General features: G+C 65.3%; 22 protein-coding genes and 1 tRNA gene. 15 read left to right on the top strand and 8 right to left on the bottom strand.

Features of this window, described 5'->3' with window-relative positions; all coding sequences use genetic code 11:
- Positions 1-8 precede the first annotated feature (8 nt).
- Together ACU4IU_RS16575 and ACU4IU_RS16580 are read left to right on the top strand one after the other, a co-directional pair.
- On the top strand, positions 9-1400 hold the full coding sequence (locus ACU4IU_RS16575) for a sodium:proton antiporter (RefSeq protein ID WP_446657359.1): 1392 nt from the start codon (positions 9-11) through the stop codon (positions 1398-1400).
- Positions 1397-2569: an MFS transporter gene (locus tag ACU4IU_RS16580; RefSeq protein WP_446657360.1), complete on the top strand. Its 1173-nt coding sequence runs from the start codon at positions 1397-1399 to the stop codon at positions 2567-2569. Before ACU4IU_RS16575 ends, ACU4IU_RS16580 begins: the two co-directional genes overlap by 4 nt.
- A gap of 165 nt (positions 2570-2734) precedes the next feature.
- Here ACU4IU_RS16580 and ACU4IU_RS16585 read toward each other — a convergent pair.
- Positions 2735-2811 (bottom strand) — tRNA-Pro (locus tag ACU4IU_RS16585).
- A 230-nt stretch (positions 2812-3041) separates the two neighbouring features.
- Here ACU4IU_RS16585 and gcvH point away from each other — a divergent pair.
- Genes gcvH through ACU4IU_RS16605 form a run of 4 tightly spaced genes read left to right on the top strand, consistent with a single transcriptional unit; the run spans position 3042 to position 6489 of the window.
- On the top strand, positions 3042-3446 hold the full coding sequence (gene gcvH, locus ACU4IU_RS16590; protein WP_139469750.1) for a glycine cleavage system protein GcvH: 405 nt from the start codon (positions 3042-3044) through the stop codon (positions 3444-3446).
- Positions 3446-4588 (top strand): FHA domain-containing protein, encoded by a 1143-nt coding sequence (locus ACU4IU_RS16595; protein WP_446657361.1) that lies wholly within the window; start codon positions 3446-3448, stop codon positions 4586-4588. Before gcvH ends, ACU4IU_RS16595 begins: the two co-directional genes overlap by 1 nt.
- A 10-nt stretch (positions 4589-4598) precedes the next feature.
- A complete protein-coding gene (locus ACU4IU_RS16600; protein ID WP_101546269.1) occupies positions 4599-5084 on the top strand; it encodes a bifunctional nuclease family protein in 486 nt (161 codons plus the stop codon).
- A gap of 10 nt (positions 5085-5094) precedes the next feature.
- Positions 5095-6489 (top strand): class II 3-deoxy-7-phosphoheptulonate synthase, encoded by a 1395-nt coding sequence (locus ACU4IU_RS16605; RefSeq protein WP_173153058.1) that lies wholly within the window; start codon positions 5095-5097, stop codon positions 6487-6489.
- Positions 6490-6624: 135 nt separating this feature from the next.
- Here the strand turns inward: ACU4IU_RS16605 and ACU4IU_RS16610 are convergent, their stop codons facing one another.
- Together ACU4IU_RS16610 and ACU4IU_RS16615 are read right to left on the bottom strand one after the other, a co-directional pair.
- Positions 6625-8877 carry a protein kinase domain-containing protein gene (locus ACU4IU_RS16610; RefSeq protein ID WP_446657362.1) on the bottom strand — a complete coding sequence of 751 codons (2253 nt, stop codon included), beginning with the start codon at positions 8875-8877 and terminating at the stop codon, positions 6625-6627.
- Positions 8874-10013 carry a lytic transglycosylase gene (locus ACU4IU_RS16615; RefSeq protein WP_446657363.1) on the bottom strand — a complete coding sequence of 380 codons (1140 nt, stop codon included), beginning with the start codon at positions 10011-10013 and terminating at the stop codon, positions 8874-8876. The genes ACU4IU_RS16610 and ACU4IU_RS16615 overlap by 4 nt, the downstream gene beginning before the upstream one ends.
- Positions 10014-10142: 129 nt before the next feature.
- On the opposite strand from ACU4IU_RS16615, the gene ACU4IU_RS16620 reads away from it, so the two are divergent.
- Positions 10143-10493, top strand: coding sequence for an Rv2175c family DNA-binding protein (locus ACU4IU_RS16620; RefSeq protein ID WP_101546273.1), 351 nt, complete (start codon positions 10143-10145; stop codon positions 10491-10493).
- A 101-nt stretch (positions 10494-10594) separates the two neighbouring features.
- On the opposite strand, the gene ACU4IU_RS16625 is transcribed toward ACU4IU_RS16620, so the two are convergent.
- Both ACU4IU_RS16625 and ACU4IU_RS16630 read right to left on the bottom strand, forming a co-directional pair.
- Positions 10595-11875: a polyprenyl synthetase family protein gene (locus ACU4IU_RS16625; protein ID WP_446657364.1), complete on the bottom strand. Its 1281-nt coding sequence runs from the start codon at positions 11873-11875 to the stop codon at positions 10595-10597.
- On the bottom strand, positions 11872-12417 hold the full coding sequence (locus ACU4IU_RS16630; protein ID WP_229664119.1) for a hypothetical protein: 546 nt from the start codon (positions 12415-12417) through the stop codon (positions 11872-11874). Before ACU4IU_RS16630 ends, ACU4IU_RS16625 begins: the two co-directional genes overlap by 4 nt.
- A gap of 60 nt (positions 12418-12477) precedes the next feature.
- On the opposite strand from ACU4IU_RS16630, the gene dinB reads away from it, so the two are divergent.
- The 3 genes from dinB to ACU4IU_RS16645 all read left to right on the top strand — a co-directional run bounded on the left by dinB (position 12478) and on the right by ACU4IU_RS16645 (position 15021).
- On the top strand, positions 12478-13713 hold the full coding sequence (dinB, locus tag ACU4IU_RS16635) for a DNA polymerase IV (protein WP_446657365.1): 1236 nt from the start codon (positions 12478-12480) through the stop codon (positions 13711-13713).
- A gap of 131 nt (positions 13714-13844) precedes the next feature.
- On the top strand, positions 13845-14252 hold the full coding sequence (locus ACU4IU_RS16640) for a DUF3040 domain-containing protein (protein ID WP_139469756.1): 408 nt from the start codon (positions 13845-13847) through the stop codon (positions 14250-14252).
- A gap of 49 nt (positions 14253-14301) precedes the next feature.
- On the top strand, positions 14302-15021 hold the full coding sequence (locus ACU4IU_RS16645; RefSeq protein WP_446657366.1) for an ElyC/SanA/YdcF family protein: 720 nt from the start codon (positions 14302-14304) through the stop codon (positions 15019-15021).
- A gap of 123 nt (positions 15022-15144) precedes the next feature.
- Here ACU4IU_RS16645 and ACU4IU_RS16650 read toward each other — a convergent pair whose 3' ends face one another.
- From ACU4IU_RS16650 to ACU4IU_RS16660, 3 genes are read right to left on the bottom strand one after another with little or no spacing between them, the layout of a single operon-like run.
- Positions 15145-17667, bottom strand: a complete 2523-nt coding sequence (locus ACU4IU_RS16650) for a transglutaminase family protein (RefSeq protein ID WP_446657367.1) — start codon at positions 17665-17667, stop codon at positions 15145-15147.
- Entirely contained in the window at positions 17664-18923 is a 1260-nt protein-coding gene (locus ACU4IU_RS16655; protein ID WP_181271725.1) for a DUF58 domain-containing protein, read from the bottom strand. Before ACU4IU_RS16655 ends, ACU4IU_RS16650 begins: the two co-directional genes overlap by 4 nt.
- A gap of 4 nt (positions 18924-18927) precedes the next feature.
- The gene (locus ACU4IU_RS16660) at positions 18928-19917 is read right to left on the bottom strand and encodes an AAA family ATPase (RefSeq protein ID WP_101546280.1); all 990 of its coding nucleotides are present in this window, start codon (positions 19915-19917) and stop codon (positions 18928-18930) included.
- A gap of 458 nt (positions 19918-20375) precedes the next feature.
- Here ACU4IU_RS16660 and mraZ point away from each other — a divergent pair, with 458 nt between their 5' ends.
- The 5 genes from mraZ to ACU4IU_RS16685 all read left to right on the top strand — a co-directional run bounded on the left by mraZ (position 20376) and on the right by ACU4IU_RS16685 (position 25926).
- Positions 20376-20807, top strand: coding sequence for a division/cell wall cluster transcriptional repressor MraZ (gene mraZ, locus ACU4IU_RS16665; RefSeq protein WP_025777975.1), 432 nt, complete (start codon positions 20376-20378; stop codon positions 20805-20807).
- Between the two features lie 165 nt (positions 20808-20972).
- Positions 20973-21935, top strand: coding sequence for a 16S rRNA (cytosine(1402)-N(4))-methyltransferase RsmH (gene rsmH, locus ACU4IU_RS16670; protein WP_259358850.1), 963 nt, complete (start codon positions 20973-20975; stop codon positions 21933-21935).
- On the top strand, positions 21932-22498 hold the full coding sequence (locus ACU4IU_RS16675) for a hypothetical protein (RefSeq protein ID WP_139908254.1): 567 nt from the start codon (positions 21932-21934) through the stop codon (positions 22496-22498). The genes rsmH and ACU4IU_RS16675 overlap by 4 nt, the downstream gene beginning before the upstream one ends.
- Positions 22499-22573: 75 nt before the next feature.
- The gene (locus ACU4IU_RS16680) at positions 22574-24355 is read left to right on the top strand and encodes a peptidoglycan D,D-transpeptidase FtsI family protein (protein ID WP_139908253.1); all 1782 of its coding nucleotides are present in this window, start codon (positions 22574-22576) and stop codon (positions 24353-24355) included.
- Positions 24355-25926 carry a UDP-N-acetylmuramoyl-L-alanyl-D-glutamate--2,6-diaminopimelate ligase gene (locus tag ACU4IU_RS16685; RefSeq protein WP_259358848.1) on the top strand — a complete coding sequence of 524 codons (1572 nt, stop codon included), beginning with the start codon at positions 24355-24357 and terminating at the stop codon, positions 25924-25926. Before ACU4IU_RS16680 ends, ACU4IU_RS16685 begins: the two co-directional genes overlap by 1 nt.

The following is a 25926-nucleotide window of genomic DNA, read 5'->3' on the forward strand; positions in this document are numbered from 1 at the left end:
GTCCCCGGATGGTCGTGGCCTGGTGGAGCATCATTCCGTTCGTTCTGCTGCTTGGGTGCATCGCGGTGCTCCCGCTCATTCCGGCCACGGAGAAGATCTGGGATCGCAACCTCGTCAAGCTCATCGTCGCGCTCATCCTCGGTGTGCCGATCGCCGTGTGGTTCCTGCTCAGTGGAGAGTCGACGACTGTCATCCACGCGCTGCTCGAGTACTTCCAATTCATCATGCTCATCGGCAGCCTCTTCGTCGCCTCGGGCGGAATCTTCCTCGTCGGCGACATCAAGGCGACACCTCGGAACAACACGATCTTCCTCGCTGTCGGCGGTGTGCTCGCCTCGTTCATCGGCACCACGGGTGCGGCTATGCTGCTCATCCGCCCGATCCTCAACACGAACCAGGACCGCAAGCACCGCACCCACACCGTCATCTATACGATCTTCATCGTCGCGAACTGCGGCGGTCTGCTCACACCGCTGGGCGACCCGCCGCTTTTCCTCGGAATGCTGCGCGGAGTGCCATTCGAATGGACATTCGGGCTCTGGCCGTACTGGCTGTTCGTCAACGCCCTGTTGCTCATCAGCTACTTCGCCCTCGATAAGAAGATGTATGCGAAGGAACCGTCCGAGGCGCTGGCCAAAGATGCCGAGTATGTGACTAAACTCGGCCTGCGCGGCGCCAGCGGTCTGCTGTTCCTCGCGATCATCATCGTGGCCGTCGCGTTCATCCCTTCGGTCGACATGCATGCGATCGAAACAGGACACGCGAGCGCCTCGGACTTCGTACCGTGGCGTGAGCTCGTCATGCTCGTCTCTGCGGTGACGTCATTCCTCGTCGGTGACCGCGGTGCCCGGTTCAACCTCAACAAATTCACCTGGACGCCGATCCTCGAGGTCGGGTCGCTCTTCATCGGCATCTTCCTCACGATGATGCCGGCCCTGCAGTACCTGGGGCAGATCGCCCACAAGATCCCGCTGGGCGAGATCTCCCTGTTCATCTTCACCGGCGGTCTGTCCTCCGTGCTCGACAATGCCCCGACCTATGTCACCTTCTTCGAGATGGCCGCCCAGGTGCCGGGTGAACCGAAGGTGGCGGGAGTGCCCGAGACCCTGCTCATCGCGGTCTCGCTCGGCGCTGTCATGGGTGGGGCCATCACCTACATCGGCAATGGACCGAACTTCATGGTCAAGTCCGTCGCAGATTCGGCGAATGTGGCGATGCCGAGCTTCGGCGGCTACGTGTGGTGGTCGCTGCGCCGTCTGGTGCCGATCCTCGCCTCGATGGTGCTCATCTTCATGACCGGTTCACTGTGGTGGATTCTGCTCGGAGTCCTGGTCGCGCTCGTGATCCTCGGGCAGGCCGGACGTGACCTGCGCGCGGCGAAAGTCGTCAAGGCAGAGTGAGGGCCGCAGCCGGCGTCGGCCTCTACTTCACCGGCAATGGTGCCGTCTTCGCCGCTCTCCTGCCGTGGTATCCGCTGCTCGTCGACCGACTCGGACTGAGCTCCTGGCAGTTCGGCCTCGTCGTCGCCTGCTTTGCCGGCGGGTCGCTGCTGTCCTCGGTCCTGCCCGCCGCCCTCATCGCCCGATTCGGAGCGCACCGTGTCGTCATCGTTGGGACGGTGATGCTCGGTGTGGCCGCCTCGGCGACGGCGTGGTCGGTCAACGGCGTGATGATGGCGATCTGTCTGCTCCTGTTGGGGTGCTGCGATGCCATCGTCGATGTCGCGCAGAACGTCGTCGGCATCTCGGTCCAGGAGCGGGCCGGTCGCACGATCCTGTCGTCGATGCATGCGCTGTGGAGCCTCGGCGGTCTGCTCAGCGGAGCCGCCGCAACCGCGGCCGCCAGCTCCGGTGCCGACATGCGGGCGTGGCTGGGGCTCATCGGTGTCGCCGCCGTGGTCATCACGATCGTTGGACGCCGCCTCATCGGAGACTACGCCTCGCCGAGGCGGGTCGCCGATTCCGATGCCGCACCTGAGGGCCGTAGCGGAGACCGGGCCGTGGGCCGTTCGAAACGGATGGTCCTCTGGGCGGCGCTGCCCTTGGCGATCGTCGCGATCTGCGGTGCCGCGGTCGAGGACATTGCGAACAACTGGGCGGGGCTGGCTGCGGTCGAATTCGCAGGAGTTCCGGCCGCCTCGGCGGGGATCGCCTTCAGCGTCGTCATCGGCAGCCAATGCCTCGGACGAATCAGCGGGGACGTGCTCGTGACGAGGTTCGGGGCCGGCCGGATCGCGGGCTTCGGTGGCGGGCTCATCGCATGCGGCGGAATCGGCGTCATCGCGGCCCAGGAGCCCGTTCTGCTGCTCGTCTCGATGGGAGCGCTCGGATTCGGGTCAGCGACGCTCGTGCCCGGAGCACTGGGAGCGGCCGCTCGTCTGCCCGGGGTCGGACGTGCCGGGGGAGTGACGCTGGTGAACTGGCTGATGCGGGTGGGGTACCTCGGGACGAGTCCGCTGGTCGGGGTTGTCGCCACCGGAGGGGGACTGCGGTGGGGACTCGGCATCCTCGTGCTCGTCGGCCTCCTGACCGTGGTCTTCGCGAACCGCTTGGACGTCCGTCGGACCTGACGAGTGTGGGCGGGATGTTCCCCGGCTCGGGTCAAGTCCCCTGGCTTGGATTGAATAGACGTCGCCACAACGCGGGGCTGACAAGTTCGGGGAACGAAAAATGTGCCGCTCCTTCGTCTCAGCGAAGTGGCGACACATTCTATTGAAAGCGGGTGATGACCCGGGTGGTCGGGCTAGCGGGATTTGAACCCACGACCTCTTCACCCCCAGTGAAGCGCGCTACCAAGCTGCGCCATAGCCCGTTACCGTACTCCCTCGTGGGCAACGAGAACTAGCTTATACCGATCGGAGGCCAACTGCCAAAACCGCGTTCCGTGACCTTCGAAAAACAGGTATCATCCCAGGTAGATACCGAAGAAGCGGGTCCTGCAGATGCCTGACAGGGTGACTCAGTAACATTTCCGTTTCGTGATTGTTATGAAAGTGGCCCAGGCGGCTATGCTTGGTACACCGACAAACTAGAGGAGTCGACATGGCAGATCTGGATTATCCAGTGTCTTTGCGGTACTCGCGCGACCACGAGTGGGTCGCGACCACGGAAGACAACGCAGTAGTCCGTGTGGGTATCACTGATTTCGCCCAGGAACAGCTGGGTGACGTCGTCTATGTCGACCTGCCTGAAACCGGGGATTCGGTCACCGCAGGGGAGTCCTGCGGTGAAGTCGAGAGCACGAAGAGTGTCTCCGATCTGATCGCACCTGTGTCGGGGACCGTCACAGAGGTCAACGACTCACTCGACGATTCACCGGAGACGGTGAACTCGTCTCCCTTCGAAGACGGGTGGATGTATCTCGTCGAACTCAGTGACCCCACACAGCTCGAATCGCTGATGGACAGCGAGACGTACAAAGAGCTCATTCAGAGCGAGGAGGCGTAATGTCGCAGAACCACGATCAGAATCGTCCGACCCCCTCGCAGCCCTGGTATGACAACGGACAGGTCCCGCAGTCGAAGAAGTTCCCGTTCGGGGCCGGAAACGGCAATGGCGCTGACGAGTCCGCGACTCGGATGAACCCTCAGGTCGACCAGAACGGTCAGGGGAACACCCCTCCCTACGGTCAGCAGCCTGCCGACGGTGCCCCGCAGGCACCGCAGTACGGCAATGGCCAGCAGTTCGGCGGAACGCCCCAAGGTGGCCAGAACTACGGCGGAACGCCCCAGGGCGGCCAGAGCTATGGCAATGGTCAGCAGTTCGGCGGCACCCCGCAGGGCGGACAGAACTATGGTGCGTCGCAGCCGGCGAATCAGCCGTATGCCGGACAGGGGCAGGGCAGTCAGGGGCAGCCGCAGTATCAGCCTCAGCAGAATCAGTATCCGCCGCAGAACTACGGCCAGCCGCAGAGCGGTCAGCCTCAGGGCGGCCAGGGTCAGCAGCAGTACGGCTCCAATGGTGCCGGTCAGTTTGCGCAGCCTCAGGGCAGCCAAGGTCAGCCGCAGTACGGGAACCATCCGCAGCAGGGCGGCCAGCAGCAGTACGGTTCGAACGGTGCCGGCCAGTACGGCCAGTTCGATCCCAACCAGCAGCAGGGCAGCCAGCCCGGCCCCGGCCAGTATGGTCAGCCCCAGTCGGGTCAGCCCCAAGGCGACCAGCCGCAGGGCGCTCCGACGAACGGCGGACAGGACCCGATGAACGATTCGGGCAGCCAGCAGTTCCAGGGAATCCTGGATCCGCACACCGGCGAGATCCACCCTGTGCCCGACCTCGAAGGTCTGCAGGACGCCGATGCTCTGCTCGTCGTCGTCTCCGGACCGGACTCCGGTTCACAGATCCTGCTCGACACCGACGTGGTCACGGTGGGTCGCAGCCCGAATGCCGACATCTTCCTCGATGACGTCACGGTCTCGCGTAAGCATGCCGAGTTCATCCGCACTCCCAGCGGGTTCACTCTGCGCGACACGGGTTCGCTCAACGGCACCTATGTGGGCCGTCAGCTCATCGACTCCATCGAACTGCAGAACGGAGCCGATGTGCAGATCGGCAAGTTCCGAATGATCTTCCAGCAGCGTCCGCGCTCCTGACCGGGGGATAATGTCAAAAGTCGAAGTCGAGGTTGTCGGCGTCCGCATCGAAATGCCCGCCAACCAACCGATTCTGCTGCTCAAGGCCAGCGAACCTGCTTACTATCTGCCGATCTGGGTCGGTGCGATCGAAGCCAATGCGCTCTCGATCGCGCAGCGGGGACTGACCCCGCCGCGCCCCATGTCGCACGCTCTGCTGCTCGACGTCCTCGAGAAGTACGGGGCCGAGCTGCAGGACGTGACGATCACCGGCAAGGACGGTCAGATCTTCCTGGCAGAGCTGCACACGAATGACGGGAAGTCGATCTCCGCGCGCCCTTCGGACGCGGTGACACTGGCGCTGACAGCCGACTGCCCCGTGTTCGTCGAAACACAATTGCTTGAAGAGTCCGGAATCGAAGCCCCCGAGGCCGATGAAGAGGAAGTCGCACAGTTCAGAGACTTCCTCGACAATGTCTCGGCCGAGGACTTCGAGACCGGTACCGAAAACCCATGAAAGTGAAACATTGAGTCTCCACACCGATCCGGTCCTGTCCAACAGAGAAATCGCCGCTGCCGGCCACGACAATCTCCGCGGTCTCGACGACTGGCGAGAGATGGATCCGAAGCAGCAGCCGACGTATCTTGACAGTGCTGCGCTCGACGAGGTGCTCACCGATCTGCGCAACTCACCCCCGTTGGTCTTCGCCGGTGAAGCCGATGTGCTCAAGCAGCGGATCGCCGCCGCCTCGCGCGGAGAAGCCTTCGTCCTGGCGGGCGGCGACTGCGCCGAATCCTTCGACGGAGCCCAGGCGGACAAGATCCGGGCTCGTGTGCAGACGGTTCTGCAGATGGCAGCCGTGCTGACCTACGGCGGATCGATGCCCGTGGTGAAGATCGGCCGCATGGCCGGTCAGTTCGCGAAGCCGCGTTCGGCCGATATGGAGACCCGTGACGGAGTCACCCTGCCGTCGTTCCGCGGCGACATCGTCAACGGCTACGAGTTCACCGAGGAATCCCGCCGCCACGATCCGGAACGTCTGCTCAAGGCGTACCACATCTCCGCTTCCACGCTGAACCTCATCCGTGCGTTCACCCAGGGCGGCTTCGCCGATCTGCGATTCGTCCACGACTGGAACCGCGGTTTCCTCGCATCGAACCCCGGCTACCAGCGCTACGAGCAGACCGCTGCCGAGATCGACCGTGCCATCCGCTTCATGGATGCCTGCGGAGCCGACTTCGATGCGCTCAAGACCACCGAGTTCTACGCCGCCCACGAGGCGCTGCTGCTCGAATACGAACGTGCACTGACTCGCATCGACTCACGCACCGGTGAAGCCTACGACGTGTCCGGACACTTCCTGTGGATCGGCGAACGCACCCGCGAGATCGACGGCGCCCATGTCGACTTCCTGTCCAAGGTGCGCAACCCCATCGGCGTCAAGCTCGGACCCACTGCCACGGCTGATGACGCCCTGGCCCTGGCCGAGAAACTCGACCCGGACGCCGAGCCCGGCCGCCTGACCTTCGTCACCCGCATGGGTGCCGGTCAGATCGGTGAGTCGCTGCCGGCTCTGCTGTCGGGAATCGGCGACCGTCTGCCGCATGTGACCTGGGTCTGCGACCCGATGCACGGCAACACGATCACCTCGAACACCGGGTACAAGACCCGCCGCTTCGAAGACGTCATGGCCGAGGTCGAAGGATTCTTCAACGCGCACCGCGATGCGGGCACGATCCCCGGTGGACTGCACATCGAACTCACCGGCGATGACGTCACCGAGATCATGGGCGGGGCCACCGAGATCGACGACGAGGGCCTGCGTCGCCGCTACGAGACCCTCGTCGACCCGCGCCTCAACCACGATCAGTCGCTGGAGATGGCGTTCCAGGTCGCCGAGTACCTCACCCGACGGCAGTAACCGCCACAACTGACAAAGCCGGGGGCTCCGCAGAATCTCTGCGGAGCCCCCGGCTTTGTCGTCTGACCGACCGGAATCATCTGCGCCCGAGCGACCCGTCGTGCCTGACTAACAGTCGTGCCTGACCGACGATTTCTATTTGTCTTTGTCGTCGTCCTTCTTGTCGTCAGACTTCTTGTCCTTCTCGTCCTTCTTGTCATCCTTCGAGTCGGAGTCTTCCTTCTTCTCCTTGCCCTTGGACACGCGGACGATGATGAGCGAGTTCGCGGGCTTCGCCTCGGTGCTCTTCGGGAACTGCGAGACGACCTTGCCCTTGGGTACGTCGTCGGAGAACACCTCGTCCTTGCCGACGCGGAATCCGCGCTTGGCCAGGGTCGCATAGGCGGCGTCGAAGGTCAGCCCCTCGACGTTGGGAACCGGGATCGGCGCGACGCCCTTGGACACGACGAGATCGATCTTCTCGCCTTTCGACAGCTTGGTTCCGGCCTTCTGCGATGCCGAGATGACGGAGTCCTTGGCGACAGTGTCGCTGTACTTCTCCTCGACCTTGCCGACCTCGAGGTTGACCTTCTTCAGCGCGGCCTCTGCTTCGTCGCGGGTCGTGCCCTCGAGCTTCGGAACCGCGAACTTCTCCTCACCCTTGGACACGACGACCGTGACGGAAGAGTCGGGGGCCAGCTCCGCACCACTGACGGGTTCGGTGCCGATGACAGTCCCGGCGGGAACCTTGTCGTCGAAGACCTCTTTGGGCTCGGCCTTGAGATCGTTGTCCTCCAGCTGCGAGGTGACTTCCCCGACGGGCTTACCCGCCAACTCACCGGGAACGATGGATTTCGGTGTAGGCAGGTTCGCCACTACGAACCAGGCGACCAGAGCGAGGACGGCAACCACGGCGACGAGTCCCGTAAGGACACGACGTCGGCGACGTCGGACGGGAGATGCCCCCGCCGAGGCGGCCGCGGAGCCGGCGACCACCGCAGCCTTATCGTGGCGGTCGGAATCCGAATCCTTCGACACCGGTTCGTCGTCGGAGTCCTCTCGGTCAGCGGAACCGTCCGAAGCGTCAGAATCAGCTGAATCGGCGGCAGCGCCTGCGGCTTCCGCGCCCGACGTGTCTGCGTCGGGGGATTCCGAGGCGGCACCGGCACCGGCAACCGCGGCGCCGGCCACTCCGACTCCGGCCGCAGCGACGGCGGCCGCGCCGGCGGCACCGTCCGTGTGGTCGTCATCGCCACGATCGGCGTCATCGGAGTCGGCGTCATCGTCAGGATCAGAGTCGCCCGATTCGATACCGTCGACCCCGTCGGCATCGTCGTGGGAAGCTTCCGCGGCAGCCGCCTCGGCGGAGGACTCGTCGTCATCGGCATCGTCGGGATCCGCCGCACCTGTGTCCGCCTCGGTGTCGTCCTCTTCGCCTTCGAGATACGGGATCTCGTCGGTGCGGGAGCGCTTCTCCTTGGGCACTTCCTCGCCGAGGTCGATGCTCGCGGTGAGTACGGGGGAGTGCTCACCGGTGGCGATCTGCGGATCTCCGAGGTCGAGCTCGGCCTCGGACATCTCCGCACGCGCTTCTGCCAACGCTAAGCGGAACTCAGCGGCATCGGCAGGACGGTCCTCGGGGTCCTTCGACGTTGCCCACAGCACGAGCGCATCCAGGCGCGGACTCAGGCGGGTGACGACGTCCGACGGCGGCGGAACCGTGTCGTGGACGTGACGGTAGGCGACCTGGATCGGGACGTCGTCGGTATACGGCTGAGCACCGGTGAGCATCTCGTAGAACATGATGCCGACCGTGTACAGATCGGTGCGGGCATCTGCTCCGGCTCGGGTGACGAGTTCGGGAGCAACATAGCCGACCGTGCCGATGAGGGTCTTGGTCGTCGTCGCTGTGGTCACGGCACGGGCCAGACCGAAGTCGGCGAGCTTGACCTGGCCGTCGGTGCCCAGCAGCACATTGTCGGGTTTGAGATCGCGATGGATGATCCCGGTCGAGTGCACGGCCTCGAGCGCGGCGAGGATCGCATCGAGGACGACGATCGCCTGTCGGGGTGTGAAGGTTCCGCGGTGCTTGAGCTCGCGGCGCAGCGTCACCGACGGCAGGTATTCCATGACGAGGTAGACGATGTCGCCGTCGCGCGCCTGATCGTGGATGGCCACGAGGTTCGGGTGGGTGAGCCGACCGGCGTTGATGGCCTCCCGGCGGAAGCGTTCGACGAAGGTGTCATCGGAGATGAGGTGCTCATGCATGACCTTGATCGCGATCTCACGGTCGAGTCGCAGGTCGGTGCCGCGGTAGACCATGGCCATGCCGCCGCGGGCGATCTTGGCATCGATGCGGTAGCGCTCATTGAGCACCGTGCCGATGAGGGGATCTCGGCGGGCGGTCACAGGGCCTCCTCCAAACGCGCACGCTGCAGTTGGACGGCGCGGACGAAGGCCTTCGTCTCCGGCAGCTGTCCGTCGGCGCGAACCGAGCGCAGGTCCTGGTAGTAGCCGGCGATGGCTTCGTTCTCCGATTCGGCGGTTTCGATGAGCCAGCCGAGGATGACGGTGCCGGCGACGATATTGTCTTCGATGTCGAGCAGGTCGAGTCCGCGACCGACGATATCGGACGCCCAGCGACCGGATCGGGGAGTGATCTGCATGATCCCGATCGCGTTGCCGGCCGAGACCGTCGTGTGCTGGAAACCGGATTCGGCAGCGGCGAGGGCCTGCATGAGGGCGGGATCGGCGCCGAGCTCGACAGCCAGCGAGGCGACGAGCAGCTTCGCCTGCGCCGGGGCCGGATGGCGGCGGTGCAGCAGAGTGTATTTGTTCAGTCGCGCCGCGTGGAGCACCGAGGGGCGGATGCCCTCGACTTGTGCGCTGGCGGCAACGCGGGGGACGTCGCTCGGCGGTTCAGCCGGGGTGCGACGTGGGCGGGCCTTCGACGGACGCAGCAGGAGGAGTTCGCCGACCGTGATGAACGAGTCATCGCCCATGGCGTTGGCCTGCCGCAGGGTCGCCGGCGAGATTCCGTGCCGCGCCGCGATTCCCTGCAGGGTGTCACCGGGGGCGACGACGTGTGAGGGATCATCATCGGGCAGATCGTTCTTCTCCGGCAGGGACAGGACCTGACCCTGGTGGAGGTTCTGACGCGGCGAGATGCGGTTGAGTTCGGCCAGCGCGGGCACTGAGACGCCGTGTTTGCTGGCCACACCGTAGAGGGTGTCGCCCTGCTTGACCTTGTACGTGCGACCGCCGTGGGTGACGGGAACGGTGGCACTAGCAGTGCCCGAGATCCACTGCGGACCGGTGCTCGAGGTGGCTGCGTCCTCGTCAGCGGAGCGACGGTCGGATGTGTCCTCGACGCCGTCATCGGACTGATCGTCGGGGGATTCGGTGGTGGGGGCCACCTCGGTGGGGGAGTCGTTTTCGGGGTCGACCCGTTCGGCTCCTGGGATCGGACCGGTCGAATTCACCTTCGATGCGGCGCGGATGTCAGGAGCGGCGGTGACGGGCCTGTGCCGTCGCGGTCGTGTCATCTGTCACCTGTTGACTTCATGTCGAGTGGGGAAGCTACGGTCTCCAGCCTAACGAGTAGGCGGGCTCGACCCGAGCATTCGGCACCGCATGGCGGGGTGTTTCTGCCGAATATTGCTACGCTTGAGGGCGTGAATACCGAAGAACTCGTCCAGGACTGGGCCCCGCTGCCCGACATCGCAGAGCTCACCGGGCTCGGCATCTCCCAAGTGCGGAGGCTGCTCGAAGACGGCGCCATCTGCGGAATCAAGATCGGCAATCCGAAGGTTCTGCGGGTTCCGTTGGCCTTCTTCGTCGACGGCGAGGTCGTCAAACCGCTCAAAGGCACCCTGCACACCCTCTACGACGCCGGATTCGACTACGAAGAAGCCATCGTGTGGCTCTTCACCCATGACGAGTCCCTGCCCGGCCGGCCCATCGACCTGCTTCGCTCGGGTAACAAGAAGGAAGTGCGCCGCCGCGCTCAAGCCCTCGCGTTCTGATCTGCGCGGGCTCGAGGAGAGCAGCGCAGCACCCTTGAGGTGAGCAGCGTTTGACGTGGTCAACGCGGCACCCTCGAAGCGAGCAGACCTGTTCGCCGGCCTCAGCTGGAGCGGTAGCTCAGCGCTTTCGCAAAACCCTTGAGTCGCTCCTGTGCGGCCGATCCGATGCGCACCTGCGCCGAGGCGGTCGGCCCTGCCGCTGAACCTGCACCGGCATCGGCTTCTGCCCACGTATCGACGATCGTCGCTGCGTGGGCATGCTTGTCCGCGATGAAGGATTCGACGGCGGCGAGACCGCCCGAGTCCGTGATCATGTCAACGCATTCGGCCACCTCGGCGTCGCTGAGATCCGGATCGCCCAACCGCGCGGCGAGGACTTCGAGCTGGTCCGCCGAGATCCGGGCCGCGGTCTCGGCGATGAGCACGGTGCGTTTGCCCTCCCGGATATCGTCGCCGGCGGGTTTGCCGGTGGACTCGGGGTCACCGGCGATGCCGAGCACATCGTCGCGCAGCTGGAACGCCTGTCCGAGGGGGAGGCCGAAAGCGGAGATCTCCTGCAGCTGCCCACCATCCGCTCCGGCCAGGGCCGCGCCGAGGAGGAGCGGCTGCTCGACCGAATACTTCGCGGACTTATAGCTCAGGACCTCCCATGCGCGTTCGGCGATCCGGTCGTCGCTGAGCGGAATGACCTCGGCAAGTACGTCGAGGTACTGGCCGACCATGACATCTCGGCGCACTGTTCCGCGCAGCTCGAGGGCCGTGCGGCTGTTGCCCAGGGCCTCCTGCGATCGTTCGAAGAGCTCCTCGCTCAGCGCCAGGCAGATATCGCCGATGACGATGGAAGCGGAGACGCCGAAGGACGCGCCGTCGCCATGGAAGCCGGAGCGCTGATGGCGGGCCTCGAACTGTCGGTGCAGGGCCGGCCGGCCACGACGGGTGTCCGAATTGTCGATGACATCATCATGGATGAGCGCGGCGGCGTGGAGCAGCTCGAGCGAACCGGCCGCCTGCGCCAGACCCGCGGTGACGTCGGCTGCGGAGCCGGCTGTCCGGTCGGCTGTGGTCCCGCCTGCCTCGCCGGCGCGGACGTCACCGCCGGCGAGCTGGAAGCCCCACCACAGCAGGACGGGGCGGATCCTCTTGCCGCCGCGGGTGAACTCGATGAGCGCGTCGCCGATCGCTGTCGCATCGGGTGAGATCGCCTCGAACTCGGCAGCCTTCTCAGCGAGGAAGGCCTCCAGTTGGGCGGACACCTCGGCGGCGATGGACTCGGGAGAGTCGAGGAACTCGACGAGGGCGGGAGGGACGTCGGCCGAGCCGGGTGCTGTGGACGGGCCGGGCTCAGGGGCGTCGCTGGTCATCCCCGATCTGTGCGAGGTCATGAACCGATGTTTCCGCCGACGGTCACGATCGAATTCGCTTTGTCCTCCGAATCCTCGGCGACCGTGACGACGAGGACGCTGTCATTGTCCTTGTGCTTGAAGTTGACCACGCGTGCGCTCTTCGTCTTCACCTCTTCGCCGAGGCGTTCGAAGTCCGCCTTGCCGAGCTCCTTCTCGTAGAACTCGAAGATGTCCTTGGCATCGGCCTTCGCCTTGACGACGAGGCTGACCTGTTCGGGCAGCTTCTTGTCCTTGTCGTTGTGAGCCTTGACGCTCGACGCGGAGAGCACCTCGGAATCCGGGTACGGCTTGATGTACTCGGGCAGATCCTTCACATCGTTCGATGTATCGGGGTCCGAGCCTGTGGCCTCGGTCGATGCTTCGGCCGAGGCGGTCTCGGATTCGGCCGGGGATGCGGAGGCAGGGGCCTCCTGAGAAGCCGAAGGGGTCGATTCGGCCTTGTCTCCACCGTTTCCCGAGCAGCCCGCGAGAGCGAGCGCGGCAACGATGGGCAGTGTCATGACAGCGGTGCGCGATACCATGCTTCAAGAGTACCTGGACTGTTCGGCGGAGCCGAAAGGAACAAGCGCGAGGGGCAGGCGATGAGTCGGAAGCAGCTGGCACGATCCGGAGGTGATCTGAGCCGTCTGGGCACGGACGACTCCGGTGCCACCATGCTCCACCTCGACATGGACTCGTTCTTCGTCTCCGTCGAGCTGCTCAGTCGCCCGCATCTCGTCGGCCGCCCCGTCATCGTCGGCGGACGCAGCGGACGCGGAGTCGTCGTCTCGGCCAGCTATGAAGCCCGCGAGTTCGGAGTCCATGCGGCGATGCCGATGTCGCGGGCCATGAACCTGTGCCCCGTCGCCGAGGTGATCCCGCCTTCCCACGGCCTGTACTCCTCGTACTCCAGCCAAGTCTTCGATCTCGTCGCCGAGGTGACCCCCGACGTACGGCAGGTCAGCGTCGACGAAGCCTATATCGATGTCTCCGGAGCCGTGCGCCGGCTCGGCTCTCCGGTGGAGATCACCACCCAGCTGCGAGCCCAGATCCAGGAGCGCACCGGTCTGAGCGCCTCGGTGGGCATCGCCGTCAGCCGCGTCGTGGCCAAACTCGCCTCGACGAGGGCGAAGCCGAACGGCCAGCTGCTCGTGCCCGCGGCCGCGACCCAGCAGTTCCTCGACCCGATGCCGATCGAAGCCCTGCCCGGGGTGGGGGAGAAGACGCAGGAGGGCTTCTTCCGCTATGGAATCCGCCTCATCGGCGACCTCGCCGCAGTCGACGAGGATTGGGCCGCACGAGTCTTCGGTGCGCACGGCCATCAGCTGTGGCGGGCTGCCCACGGTCAGGACTCGTCCGGTTTCGACCACCAGGCCAAGGAACACTCGATCAGTGCTGAGAACACCTTCGGCGAGGACATCTGGGACGTCGCCGTGCTCGAACACGAACTGCTGCGCCTCGCTGACAAGGTCGCCTACCGAGTCCGCGCAGAAGGAAAGGTCGCCACAAGCCTCGGACTGAAGTACCGTCTCGGCGATTTTACGACTCTGTCGAGGTCTGTGACTCTGTCGGCTCCGACGGATCTGGCCCGGGAGATGTACGAGGCGCTGCGCCCGGCTCTGCGCAAACTGCGTGATCAGCGCTCCCAGGGAGTCAGGCTGCTCGGCGTCCGAGCCGCCGGCCTCAGCGATTTCGCCGTCACCGGACGGCAGGCCACCTTGGACGAACCAGAACATTCCGGACGTGAAGCCGAGGTCGCCCTCGACGAGGTGAGGCGGCGATTCGGCAGCGAAGCGATCTCGCAGGCCTCGCTTCTGCGCAAACGCCCCGAGGCCTGAGAGCGGGTGAGCGGGAGCACAGTCTGAAGACCCCGTGGGAATCCGGCTCCTGACGGCCCCCGGAGATGTTTTTTCGGCCCTCAGAGACTATGATTGGGGGAAAGACTTGGGAAGCGAAACGGGGGTTCGAGATGCCACTCTCCGATCACGAACAGCAGCTGTTGGATCAACTTGAGAAGCAGCTGCGCAGTGAAGACCCTCGTTTTGCCCGGAATATCTCGGAAACCCAGGCCGCTGCCACGGGGCCCGGGTTCTCGGCGAAGCGCTTCGTCCTCGGTATTCTCATCGCACTCGCCGGGCTGGCCGCGACGATCCTCGCGATCTCGCTCGTCTCCAGCTCCGCCTGGTGGATCGCCCTCGGCGTCGTCGGCTTCGGCCTCATGGTCGCCGGAATGTACTGGGCGTTCAGCCGTCCCGGCCATGTGCACACCACTCAGACGGACTCTCGGAACTCCGGAGCGAAGACCGGTGCCAAGGGCAACTCCGGGTTCATGAGCCGAATGGAAGACCGGTGGGAGAAGCGCCAGCGAGGCGAATGATCCTGCTCAGGGCGATCAAGGCACTCTCGACATGAGAGTGCCTTTTTCAATGCCGGTCCGCGTACTCGCCGGTACTGTCCTTGGCGTCTTTGCCGGCGTCTTCGCCTTCGCCGAGGCGGCCCACTGGCGATCGAGCCACCGTCGGCTGGGAGACTGTGATAGCTCTGGCTCTGCTGACCGGCGATCACGGAGCGACCGGTGGTCGAGTCCAGGCGTTCGGGCCCTGACCGCGGCAGGCAGAGACGAGACCACAGCCGACAGTGACCAGATCATCATCGTCCTCGGATATGCAAACCGCGGTCAGCGACCGAACGGAATCAACCGGTTTAGGGTCCGCGCGGGTCTGCGGTCGATCGATCCGACAGCCCGGTCGACTCTCCTCATCCTCTGCGGAGGGGCCGTCACAGGACGAACACCGGAGGCCCTCATCCTCGAACGCTTCGCCCGGGACGAACTCGGCTTCACCGGCCGAGCCGTGCTGGAGGAGCAGAGCGCAACGACGTGGGAGAACATCGCCAACGCGATCCCCATCATCGACTGCGAACTCACCCCGGCCACGACGATCAGCATCGCCTCGAACTCCCACCATGCCGAGAAAGCCCGTGACCACCTGTGGCAGATGCGCCCGGACCTGGCACGACGACTGGTCCGCGGGGGAGACTACCGATTCGGTGAACAGCCGCTGGTGAAGCCCATCGCCGCCGTGCGCGGCCTGCTCGCCCTGCGTGCACTCGATCGAGAGGACGCGAAACACGCGGCTGGGCACTGAGGTCCCAGACTCTCGCATGGAGGGCCCAGGCGCTGCGAGACAGCGAAGAGGCGGCCCCGCAGGACCGCCTCTTCGCACATCGACCAGGACCGCCAGGTATCGGCCTGGATCGTCAGCTCCTCGTCATTTCGGACGATTGAACAGGCTGGCCGGCCAGATCTTCGCAGAGATCCGACTGCCCGGCGTGGCCCGCTCCGACAAGTCCGTCCTCACCTCGTCGACGAGCGCTTGCACCTCCGAGTCATCGAGCGCCTCGGTAGCCGCACCGTAGCGCTGAGCTTCGAGGGCATCGACGAACGCTCCGAGCGCAGAGTCATCATGACCCGACTCTGACGGACGCGACGGGGCCGGGCTGCTCAAACGCCGCAGCCGTTCATCCGAACGATCGAACGTCGAGGAACCGGCGGCATTCTCAGCGGCGGCACCGGAGCCGGCAGCCGCCTCGGCGGCGGTCTTTCGCATCGGTTCGCCGGTGTCCGGATCGATCTCTGGCGCCGTGGAGCCGGCATCCGTACCAGCCGAGCTGGAAGCATCCGCAGCCCCGCCGCCAGAGGCACCGGCAGCACCGGTTGCAGGGACGGCACCGGCGAGCACGAGCTCGTTGAAGCGCAGCGTCCGACTCGAATCCAAGCTCTGCCCGTAGTCGGTGGCCAGAGCACGGACCTCTGTCCACACCGCTTCGAGATTCTGCGGATCCTTCGTCCTGCGCGAGCGCAGGATCGAACGCCAGATCGCAGGCAGTGCGGCGAGCAGCAGCAGGACGAGCACGATGGCTGCGATGCCGAAGACAGTGCCGAAGTTCGAACCGGCCGGCTCTGCGGCCTGAGTGCTCGTCTCCTCCTCGGTGGGTTCCTCGGAGCCACCGGTCGGCGAAGCAGATTCGGTCGGTTCTTCGCTCGGGCTCGCAGATTCCGACTCGTCGCCCTCCTCCTGCTGGTCGGCGCCATCGGCGAGGGTCCACTTCGGCGGATCTCCGGCGGGACCGCCTGGGGTGGGTTCGAAGCGCACCCAGCCGGCACCTTCGAAGTAGAGCTCCGGCCAGGCATGCGAATCCTGCATGCTCACATCGACGCCGTTCTCGGATTCGTCCCCGCCGGCGTATCCGACGCCGATGCGGGCCGGAATTCCCATCGTCCGGGCCATGATCGTCATGGCCGAGGAGAACTGGACGCAGTAGCCCTGCTTATCGGCCAGGAAGTCCGAGATCGCGTCGCCGCTGGCCCGTTCGGGGGCATCGAGCGAATACTCGAAATCGCCGCCGCGGAAGTACGCCTGCAGCATGACTGCGGCCTCCCACTGGTTATCCGCATCGGCGGTGACCCGCTCTGCGGTCTCCTTCACGCTGGTCGGCAGGGAGTCGGGGACGGCGAGTTCGGTCTCGAAGTCGCTCTCGGACACCGGAGTTGCCGACTGCAGATCCTCGACGTCGGGATTCGGGGACAGATAGTCCATCGAATACTGCAGTCCACCGGTCTTCTCACCGTTGCCGACGACCGTCAAGGTCTTCTCGTCGAAGATCCACCGACGACTCAGGTCCTTCGGCTGCTGCGGAGCATACGGAGACGGCAGGTACTGCTGGTCGTAGTCGTCGCCGACGGCGACGCTGATCGTCTGCTCCTTGAAGTTCTTGTCCCGCGGCATCCCCGCGGGCCATGGCATTCCGTCGGCGGCGATCGCGAACGGATCGAGGCTGAACGGGCTCGGTGCCCAGTTCTCACCGTCGAAGTCATCGATCGAGGTCAACCGGATCGGATCCGCGTCCTCGTCCGTCGTCTGGTAGCTGAACAGCGTCTTGTCATCCCGGTCGCCGAGGTTCTGGCGCAGGTTGAGGAATGGGTTCGTCACCGTCAGGTCGCCCTGGCCCTTCGAGGCCCGGTCGGGCAGGGTGGGCACCGGGGGCAGCAGAAGGGGCAGGCCGATGCCGATCGCCAGAGCCAGAGCTCCGGCGAGGATCGCCGTCATTCCTCCGCGCCACCGGGTCGCGGGCAGATAGGGGCTGAGCATGAGCAGCAGGAACGCCGCGAGGATCGCGACGATGTGCCACCACTTCACCTCCTGCGCGGCGAAGTAGACGGGGATCATCCACAGCACGAGCAGCAGCACACCGCCGACCTTCGGTGCCCGCAGATCCGAGACGAGGCCGTCGATGAGGATCGTGATGAGGGTGAAAGCGATCGTGAGCATCGCGATGAAGCCCGGTGTGCTCGCCGCCGGGGGAGCGGTCGCGTAGAGGTCGCTGACCCCCTCGGAGAGCAGATCGATCACCGTTCCGAAGGACTCACCGGTCGGGATGAACCCGAGCAGAAGCGAATCCCCGGCGCAGACGATGAAGACCGCGATGAGACCGGCCACGCACTGGGCGATGACCGCGGTGCCGGTCGAGCGCAGTGCCGGAACGGTGCGGAACACGGCGCCGACGATGACGACGACGGCGACGGCGACCAGGACGGGCGAGACCCAGGCGAAGTCCTTGAACACCGCCGATACGGCGACAGCGCTAAGGGCCATGGCGACGAAGACGACGATCGCCTCGAGCCAGCCCGTGCTCGGGCGCTCATCGCCCGTCGACGAGGGAGCCGAATAGCCGTTCGCCGGAGACTCGGAATCGGCTCCGCGCAGACGTGTGTCGGGAGTATTCAGACTCATCGGCGCACCCCCTGCGGAGTCGAGCTCGCACCACCCGGAGCCGCGGACGCGCTGCCGGCACCGGCAGTTCCCGGTCCGGGTTCGGCCGAGGTCCGACCGGTGCCGCTGCGAGAGCGCTTGGACTCGAACGTCGTCCAGGACTCCGGCAGGTCCTCGCTGAGACCGAGCATCGTCAGATCGTCGATCTCGCTGAGCGTGCGCAGAGTCACCGGCACGCGGCGGGAGAAGTGCGAGGCGAGTTCCTGCCCGCGCTGGTCGCCGACGGAGCAGATGACGATGTGGTTGGGGTTGTCGTGCGAGGGCAGTTCGACCCTGCCCGGGCGCACAAGGGCGGAGAGCAGACGCAGCTTGTCGATCTCGCGGGCTCCTTTGAATCTGATCTGGTGTCCGGGAGCGACGACATTGACTTCGTAATCGGCCTTGAGGAACGCGGTTCCGGCCGCGGTCGCCGCGGCCAGCAGGAACTCGATCTCGAGGTCGCTCGGCTCCTCGGCGCCCTCATCGGCGACGAGGTCGATGAGGATGAGCGAATGGAGCGTCTCCTCATCGGCTTCGTGCCGGACCATGAGCTCGCCGGACTTCGCCGTCGAGGGCCAATGCACATGCCGCAGATCATCGCCGGGCACGTACTCACGTGTGTGGAAGTCCCGGGTGGTGTGTCCGGTGCGGACCTTGCCGTCGTCGAGGCGGGAGGGCCGGATCGACGAATCCTGCGGGATGCGCGCAGGCAGGATCGGCACGGACACGGCCACGGGAAAGGCCCCGTGGGCCTTCTTCTTCATCTTCACCAGGCCGAAGGGTCCGAACACGGTGATGAGGACCGCATCGATCCCGGAGACACCGCGGCGATTGGGGGTGAACGACGTCAGCACCGTCTGCGATGCACCATGGGCCAGAGCCGGGACATCACCGGAGGTGGAGTCGCCGAATCCCTCGGCCGGAGTGAAATCGATCGTCGCGGCGGGAATCGCGAGCTGGCCGACATTCGTCACGCGCGCTTGGACTTCGACCTCTTTGCCTTCGGCGGCCAGCGGGTAGCGGTCTCCCGAAGGAGACAGCGCCACTTCGTGGAGGTTCGTGCTCATCGCGATCGACACCCGACGGGTGCCCCACAGGATGAGCAGCGCCGAGAGCAGGACCAGGCCGAGCAGCAGCAGACCGGCCGGCAGCAGGCCAGGCAGCGCGAAGCGGTAGGCCGTGATGATCAGGGCCGCCCCGGCCAGGACGAAGATGATGCCCGAAGTGCTCAGTCGCATGCGGTCACTGGTTCGCCGAGACGGGCACGCGGGACAGCACCCGACCGATGAGGTCGGCAGCCAGATCTGCGTCGTCTCCGTCGCGGGGGATGATGCGGTGGGCGAGGATGTACGGGGCCAGAGCCTGCACATCGTCGGGGGTGACGAAGGTGCGCCCCGACAGTGCCGCGCGTGCCTTCGCCGCCCGCAGCAGATGGACGCCGCCGCGCGGAGAGCTGCCGAGCAGGATCGCCTGATCGTTGCGGGTGGCATGGAGGATCGCCACGATGTACTCGCGCAGCTGCCGGCTGGCGGAGACATGGCGGACGATGGTGCGGGCCTGAGTGATCTGCTCGAGGTTCGTCACCGCGGCAGCGGTCTCGAGGGGATCGTTCTGGATCTGGTTGTCCAGCAGATCGACCTCATCGGACGTCGCCGGATATCCCAGGGAGATACGGGTGAGGAAGCGGTCGCGCTGCGCCTCGGGCAGAGCGTAGGTGCCCTCCATGTCGATCGGATTCTGAGTGGCGACGACGATGAACGGCGTGGGCATCGGATAGGTCTGCCCGTCGATCGTCGCCTGACCCTCGGCCATGCACTCGAGCATCGCCGACTGCGTCTTCGGGGACGCGCGGTTGATCTCGTCGGCGATGACGATGTTCGCGAACACCGGTCCCTGTCGGAACTCGAAGTGACGAGTCTCCTGGTTGAACAGGTTCACACCCACGACGTCGGTGGGCAGCAGGTCCGGGGTGAACTGGATGCGGCGCACGGAACCGTCGACGACCTTGCCCATGGCACGGGCCAACAGGGTCTTGCCGACGCCGGGGACGTCTTCGAGGAGGACATGTCCGCCGGCGAGCAGTGCGATGAGTGAGAGGCCGACGGCCTCATCCTTGCCCTCGAGCACCGAGTTCATCGCGGTGCGTGCCCGCGAGGTCAGATTCTGCACCCACTCGATGTGTTCGGCGCCGATCACGGAATTGGTCTGTGTACCTTCTTGGCTGGTCGACATACCCTCCATTGTCCCTTAAAGCCCGCACCCCAGCCACACGAGTTTCTTTCAGCTTCGTCACTCCCTTCTCCTCCCCACTCCCACGCCCTCCCCGAGGCGCCCCACCCCACTCCCCACCACTCTCCCCACTTTCCTCCACGCGGACCCTCCACTTTCCTCCCCACTCGCCTCCACCTCGGCGCGGGTCTCGCCCGTGATCCCCGGATTCTCGCGGATCTGTGCCGTTCTCATCGTCCTCGCCGAGGCAGCCCACCGCCTTCGCGGGCCCGCCGTTCTTCCCGCGTCCGACACTCCCGCGACGCGCCTTCGAGAAATTTTCCCCACTTTCCTCCACCTATCTGACCTGGGAAAACAATAAGTCAGGAGCATCGTTGAAGCGAAAAGCTGGAATATGTGGAGGGAAGTGGAGTACTGTGGTTGCTATCGGAGCCGATGGGTTTCGAAAGGGGTGAGACGACATGTTCTTGGGCACTCATATGCAGAAGCTCGACGACAAAGGTCGCCTCATCCTGCCCGCAAAGTTCCGCGAGGAGCTGTCGCCCGGACTCGTTCTGACCCGTGGCCAGGAGAACTGCCTCACCCTGTTCCCCACCACGGAGTTCGAAGCCGAGCACGCGCGAATCCAGAACGCGCCGAAGACGAATAAGGAAGCCCGCGATTACCAGCGTGTGTTCCTGTCGGCGGCATCTGCGGAACAACCGGACAAACAGGGACGCATCACGGTCCCGAACATATTGCGGCAGTACGCATCACTCGATCGGGAAGTCGCAGTGATCGGCATGGGCAACCGAGTCGAGATCTGGGATGCACCGACCTGGGAGGACTACCTCGTCGGCGCTCAGCAGGCCTTCGCCGAACGCGAGGAGGAGGTGATCCCCGGAGTGATCTGATTCTGCTCGGGTTTGATCCTTGCCCGCCGTGCTCGAGTTTCGGGGAACTTCCCCGTTTCCGAAGCTCGGACGTCCTGACACACTTCCCCGGTGGCAGGGCCACGGCGGTCAAGGTTCTGGCTCCAGCAGCGCACCCCCGACCACCCCCGTATGAAGGACCCACGAATGACAGCTCAGCACGTACCGGTGCTCCTGACGCGCGTGGTCGAACTCATCGGCGTCGGCGTCGAAGCCGCCAGGGGCGCGGGCCACACCCCGGTCGTCGTCGACGGCACGCTCGGAATGGGCGGTCACGCCGAAGCCGTCCTCACGGCCTTCGACGATGTCCACCTCGTCGGCATCGACCGTGATCTGCAGGCCATCGACATCGCCGCGAAACGCCTGGCCCCCTTCGCTGACCGCATCGATATCGTCCACGCAGTCGACGACGAACTGCCCGAGGTCCTCGCCGACCTCGGCATCTCAGAGATCAGCGCGATCCTGCTCGACCTGGGAGTGTCCTCACTGCAGCTCGACGAGGACGAACGCGGATTCTCCTACTCCCGGCCGGCGCCCCTGGACATGCGCATGGACCGCACCCAGGAGCTCACGGCGGAGAAAGTGCTGGCCACCTACTCGGAATCCGAGCTGCGCCGCATCCTCCGCGAATACGGAGAGGAGAAGCTGGCCGGCAAGATCGCGAAGATCATCGTCACCGACCGAGTCGACACCCCGTGGGAGACCTCGGACCAGCTCGCGGCCATGCTCTCCCGAGTGATCCCGCAGACGAAAAAGAAGTCGCATCCCGCCAAACGCACCTTTCAGGCCCTGCGCATCGAGGTCAACGACGAGCTCGGGGTGCTGCGCACCGCGCTGCCGGCGGCACTGGAAGCGCTGCACATCGGGGGAGTGGCCGTCATCGAGTCCTACCAGTCATTGGAGGACACGATCGTGAAGAAGACCTTCCGAGCGGCCACGACCTCCTCGGCGCCGCCGGATCTGCCGGTCGTGCCCGAAGAGCACCAGCCCTGGCTGACCGAGATCATCCGGGGCGCCGAAATGGCTGATGAGCAAGAAGCAGAGACCAACCCGCGGGCGGCAAGCGTCCGACTGCGGGCAGTGCAGAAGATCAGGGAGGCACGATCGTGAGCAATTCCTCGGCAAGAGCCGGTCAGCATAACTTCCCCGAACGTCCGCGCCGGTTCGAAGAGGCCGGTGGTCAGCAGGGTGGGGCGAGGCTGCGGCTGCTCAAGTTCGAACTGCCGAAGTCCCGTCTGCCCTTCTCCATGCTGTGCGTGGGGATCCTTCTCGCCACCCTCGTGGCCGTGCTGCTGCTCAACATCTTCGTCGCCAACACCTCCTACAAGGTCGACCAGCTGACGAGTGAGAAGGAAGCTCTGGCCGAGCAGAAGGACCGCCTCGTCGAAGACAACTCGTACCGTGAGTCCCCGCAGAACATCGCCTTGGCCGCCGAAGAGCTCGGTCTCGTCCGTGATTCCTCACCGGAATTCCTCGACGCGAAGACCGGGAAGATGATCGATGCCCCCGGAATCGACGTCAGCGGTGAGAAAGAGCCCACAGTCGTGCCCGGCCCGCGCGCCGATACACGTGATGACATCCGACCCAATCTACGATCGGATGAGAAGCTCCCGGTCGTCGGGGGCAGCCCGAGCCAGGACGTGGCGGCTCCGAGCCAGGAGGCGCCGAAGTAGTCCGAGCTCACCGGGACCAGGGAACGGCCTGACCGACACATTCGCCGACCACACCAAGGACCGAGGACTCAAGCTATGGGCCCAGCCAAGACCCGACTGAAGAAGAAACGCAAGGGCGGTGGCCCCGATCTGCGTTGGCGGATGGGCTTCATCGCCGCGGTGTCGGTCCTCGTCCTCCTCATCACCTCCGTCCGCCTCGTATCCATCCAGGGTATGGATTCGATGAAGCTGGCGGAGAAGGCGCTGTCGAATCGCCTGGTCACTCGGACCCTGCCGGCCGATCGCGGACAGATCCTGGCCGCCGACGGCACAGTGCTCGCCGACAGCGTCTCCCGTTACCAGCTCGTCGTCGATCAGCAGAACGTCGCCCAGTACGAAGTCGACGGCAAGCTCGTCGGAGCCTGGGGCGCAGCCGAAGCCCTGTCGAAGCCGCTGAAGACCGACCCCGGTGTCCTCTATCCGAAACTCGTCGGCGACAAGCGATGGAACCCCGTTGCGAAGGGGCTGACCTCGGAGACCTGGCGTGCGGTGAAGAAGCTCGAGGTCCTCGGCATCTCCGCCGAGGAGTACTCCGTGCGCTCATACCCTGCCGGCGGAGTCGCCGGCAACCTCGTCGGGTTCCTCAGCTCCGACGGCACGGCCCAGGCCGGTCTCGAATCGGCCTATGACGAACAGCTGTCGGGCAAGGACGGCCAGCAGCAGTACGAACGCGGAGCACGCGGAGAGATCATCCCTCTCGGCGACAACAACATGAAGGACGCCGTCGACGGCCAGGGCCTGCAGACGACGATCGACCCGGCGATGCAGTACTACGCACAGCAGGCCATCGAAGAGCAGCGGAAGAAGCACGAAGCCGAATCCGCGTCGATCGTCATCAAAGAGATCAAGACGGGACGCATCATCACCGCCGCGGATGCTCCCACCGTCGACCCGAACTCCCCGGGCAAGGTCGACGGCCCCGACCGCGGTTCGCGCATCTTCACCGACATGTTCGAGCCCGGTTCGACCGCGAAGATGGTCACCGCCGCAGCGCTGCTCGACCAAGGACTCGTCACTCCCGAACAGGAGTTCACCGTCCCGGACAAGTGGAAGGCACCGAACGACGAGGAGTTCCGCGACTCCCACGAGCACCCCGACGAGAAGCTCACCTTCGCCGGAATCCTCGCCCAATCCTCGAACACCGGCACCGTGCTGGCGGGCAAGGAACTCACCGAAGCCCAGCGCTACGAATACATGAAGAAGTTCGGCTTCGGCACCAGTTCGGGAATCGACTTCCCGGCCGAGACCTCGGGCATCCTGCATCCGTACGAGGAGTGGGACGGACGTACGAAGTACACCGTGATGTTCGGTCAGGGTGTGGCCGCGAACGCGATCCAGACGACCGACGTCATCTCCACCATCGCCAACGGGGGAGTCCACGTGCCCTCCCGCCTCGTCGACGGAATGATCTCCCCGAACGGACGCACCATCTCCACCCCCGCAGGAGAGAAGGAACGCGTCGTCAGCAAGAAGGCCGCCGACGAGACCCTGCGGATGCTCGAAGGCGTCGTGGCCGAAGGCACGGGCAAGTCCGCCCAGGTCTCCGGCTACAGGGTCGCAGGGAAGACCGGCACCGCGCAGGCACCGGCAGCCGAGGGCGGAGGCTATGACGGATACACCGCCTCCTTCGTCGGCGTCCTGCCCGCCGAAGATCCCGAACTGGCGATCTCGGTGACTTTGCAACGTCCTCGGAACGGCTACTACGGTGGACAGGCCGCAGCCCCCGTGTTCTCCGATGTCGCGGGCTTCGCCATGCGGCATCTCAAGATCCCACCGTCGACACAGAAGCCCGACCTGCCCGCCCGAGAATGGAAATGATGCGCTTTTCACAGCTGCTGCCGATCGCACCCGGCACCCTCCACGGTGACCCCGAGACAGAGGTCACCGGAGTCTCCCACGACTCGCGTGCGGTCTCACCCGGTCAGCTCTATGCCGCCCTGCCGGGCGCGAACGTCCACGGTGCGAAGTTCGCCCCCGAGCTGATCCGCGCCGGAGTCGACGCCATCCTCACCGACGATGCCGGCTGGCATCTCATCACCGAAGCGCTGGGCACGGACGAGGCGGACCGGGACCTGCTCGCCGGAGTCACCGCTCTCATCGTCGAAGCACCTCGCGCCGTGCTCGGGTTCGTCTCCGCTGCCGTCTACGGGACCACCTCGGTGCCGGAGCTCATCGGAGTCACCGGAACGAACGGGAAGACGACGACGACCTACCTGGCCGACGGGATGCTCGCGGCACTGGGCCACCGCACCGCCGTCATCGGCACTGTCGCCATCCTCATCGCCGGCGATACGGTGCCCAGCGTGCGCACGACTCCGGAGGCCCCCGAACTGCACGCCCTGTTTGCGAAGATGCGCGCGGCCGAGGTCGACACCTGTGCGATGGAGGTCTCCTCCCACGCGCTCAGCCAGCACCGCGTCGACGGGGCTCACTTCAGCGTCGCCGGGTTCACGAACCTGTCCCAGGATCACCTCGACTTCCACAACACGATGGAGGAGTACTTCGAGGCGAAGGCCCAGCTGTTCACCCGCACATTCTCCGACAAGGCCGTCATTGTCGTCGAAGACGAATGGGGCGAGCGGATGACGGCGGCCGCACAGGTGCCCGTGCGCACGTTGGGACGAGACGAACGCAGCCAGTGGCGCATCGAGCACACCCCAGGCGTTTCGGACTTCGTGCTCCACCTCGACGACGGGGAGAGCATCCGGCTCCGCTCACCGCTGCCAGGCGATTTCAACGTCACGAATACGGCCCTGGCGGCCTCGATGCTCATCGAGGCCGGCGTCAGTGCCGAAGAGATCGATGCCATCGGCCGCAGCTTCGTGGCCACGGTGCCCGGACGGATGGAGATCATCGATGTCTCCGGTCCGCGGGCGCTGAGCGAATCCCACCCGGACATCCTGCCGCGGGCCATCGTCGACTACTCGCACACCCCCGACGCGATCGCGAAGGCGCTGGCGACGCTCCACGCCGACTCCGATGAGCTCATCATCGTCTTCGGCGCCGGAGGCGACCGCGACCGCGGCAAGCGCTTCGGCATGGGTCAGGCGGCGGCACGTGAAGCCGATGTGATCGTTCTCACCGACGACAATCCGCGCACCGAGGATCCCGACACGATCCGTGCAGCCATCAGGCAGGGAATCGACGCCGAGGTGGATGCGGGACGGGCCCGTGTGAAAAAGATCATCGAGGTCCCCGACCGCGGTGCCGCCATCGATGAGGCGATTGCCGAAGCAGACGCCTCGGCGACCGTGCTCATCGCGGGCAAGGGGCATGAGACAGGCCAGACCGTGGGCACCACGGTCACCGATTTCGACGACCGGGCCAGGACACGCTCAGCGCTGTCCATGCGACTGGGCGGCGCACAACCAGGTAAAGTTCACAGATGA

This window comes from Brevibacterium sp. CSND-B09 (assembly GCF_052906525.1).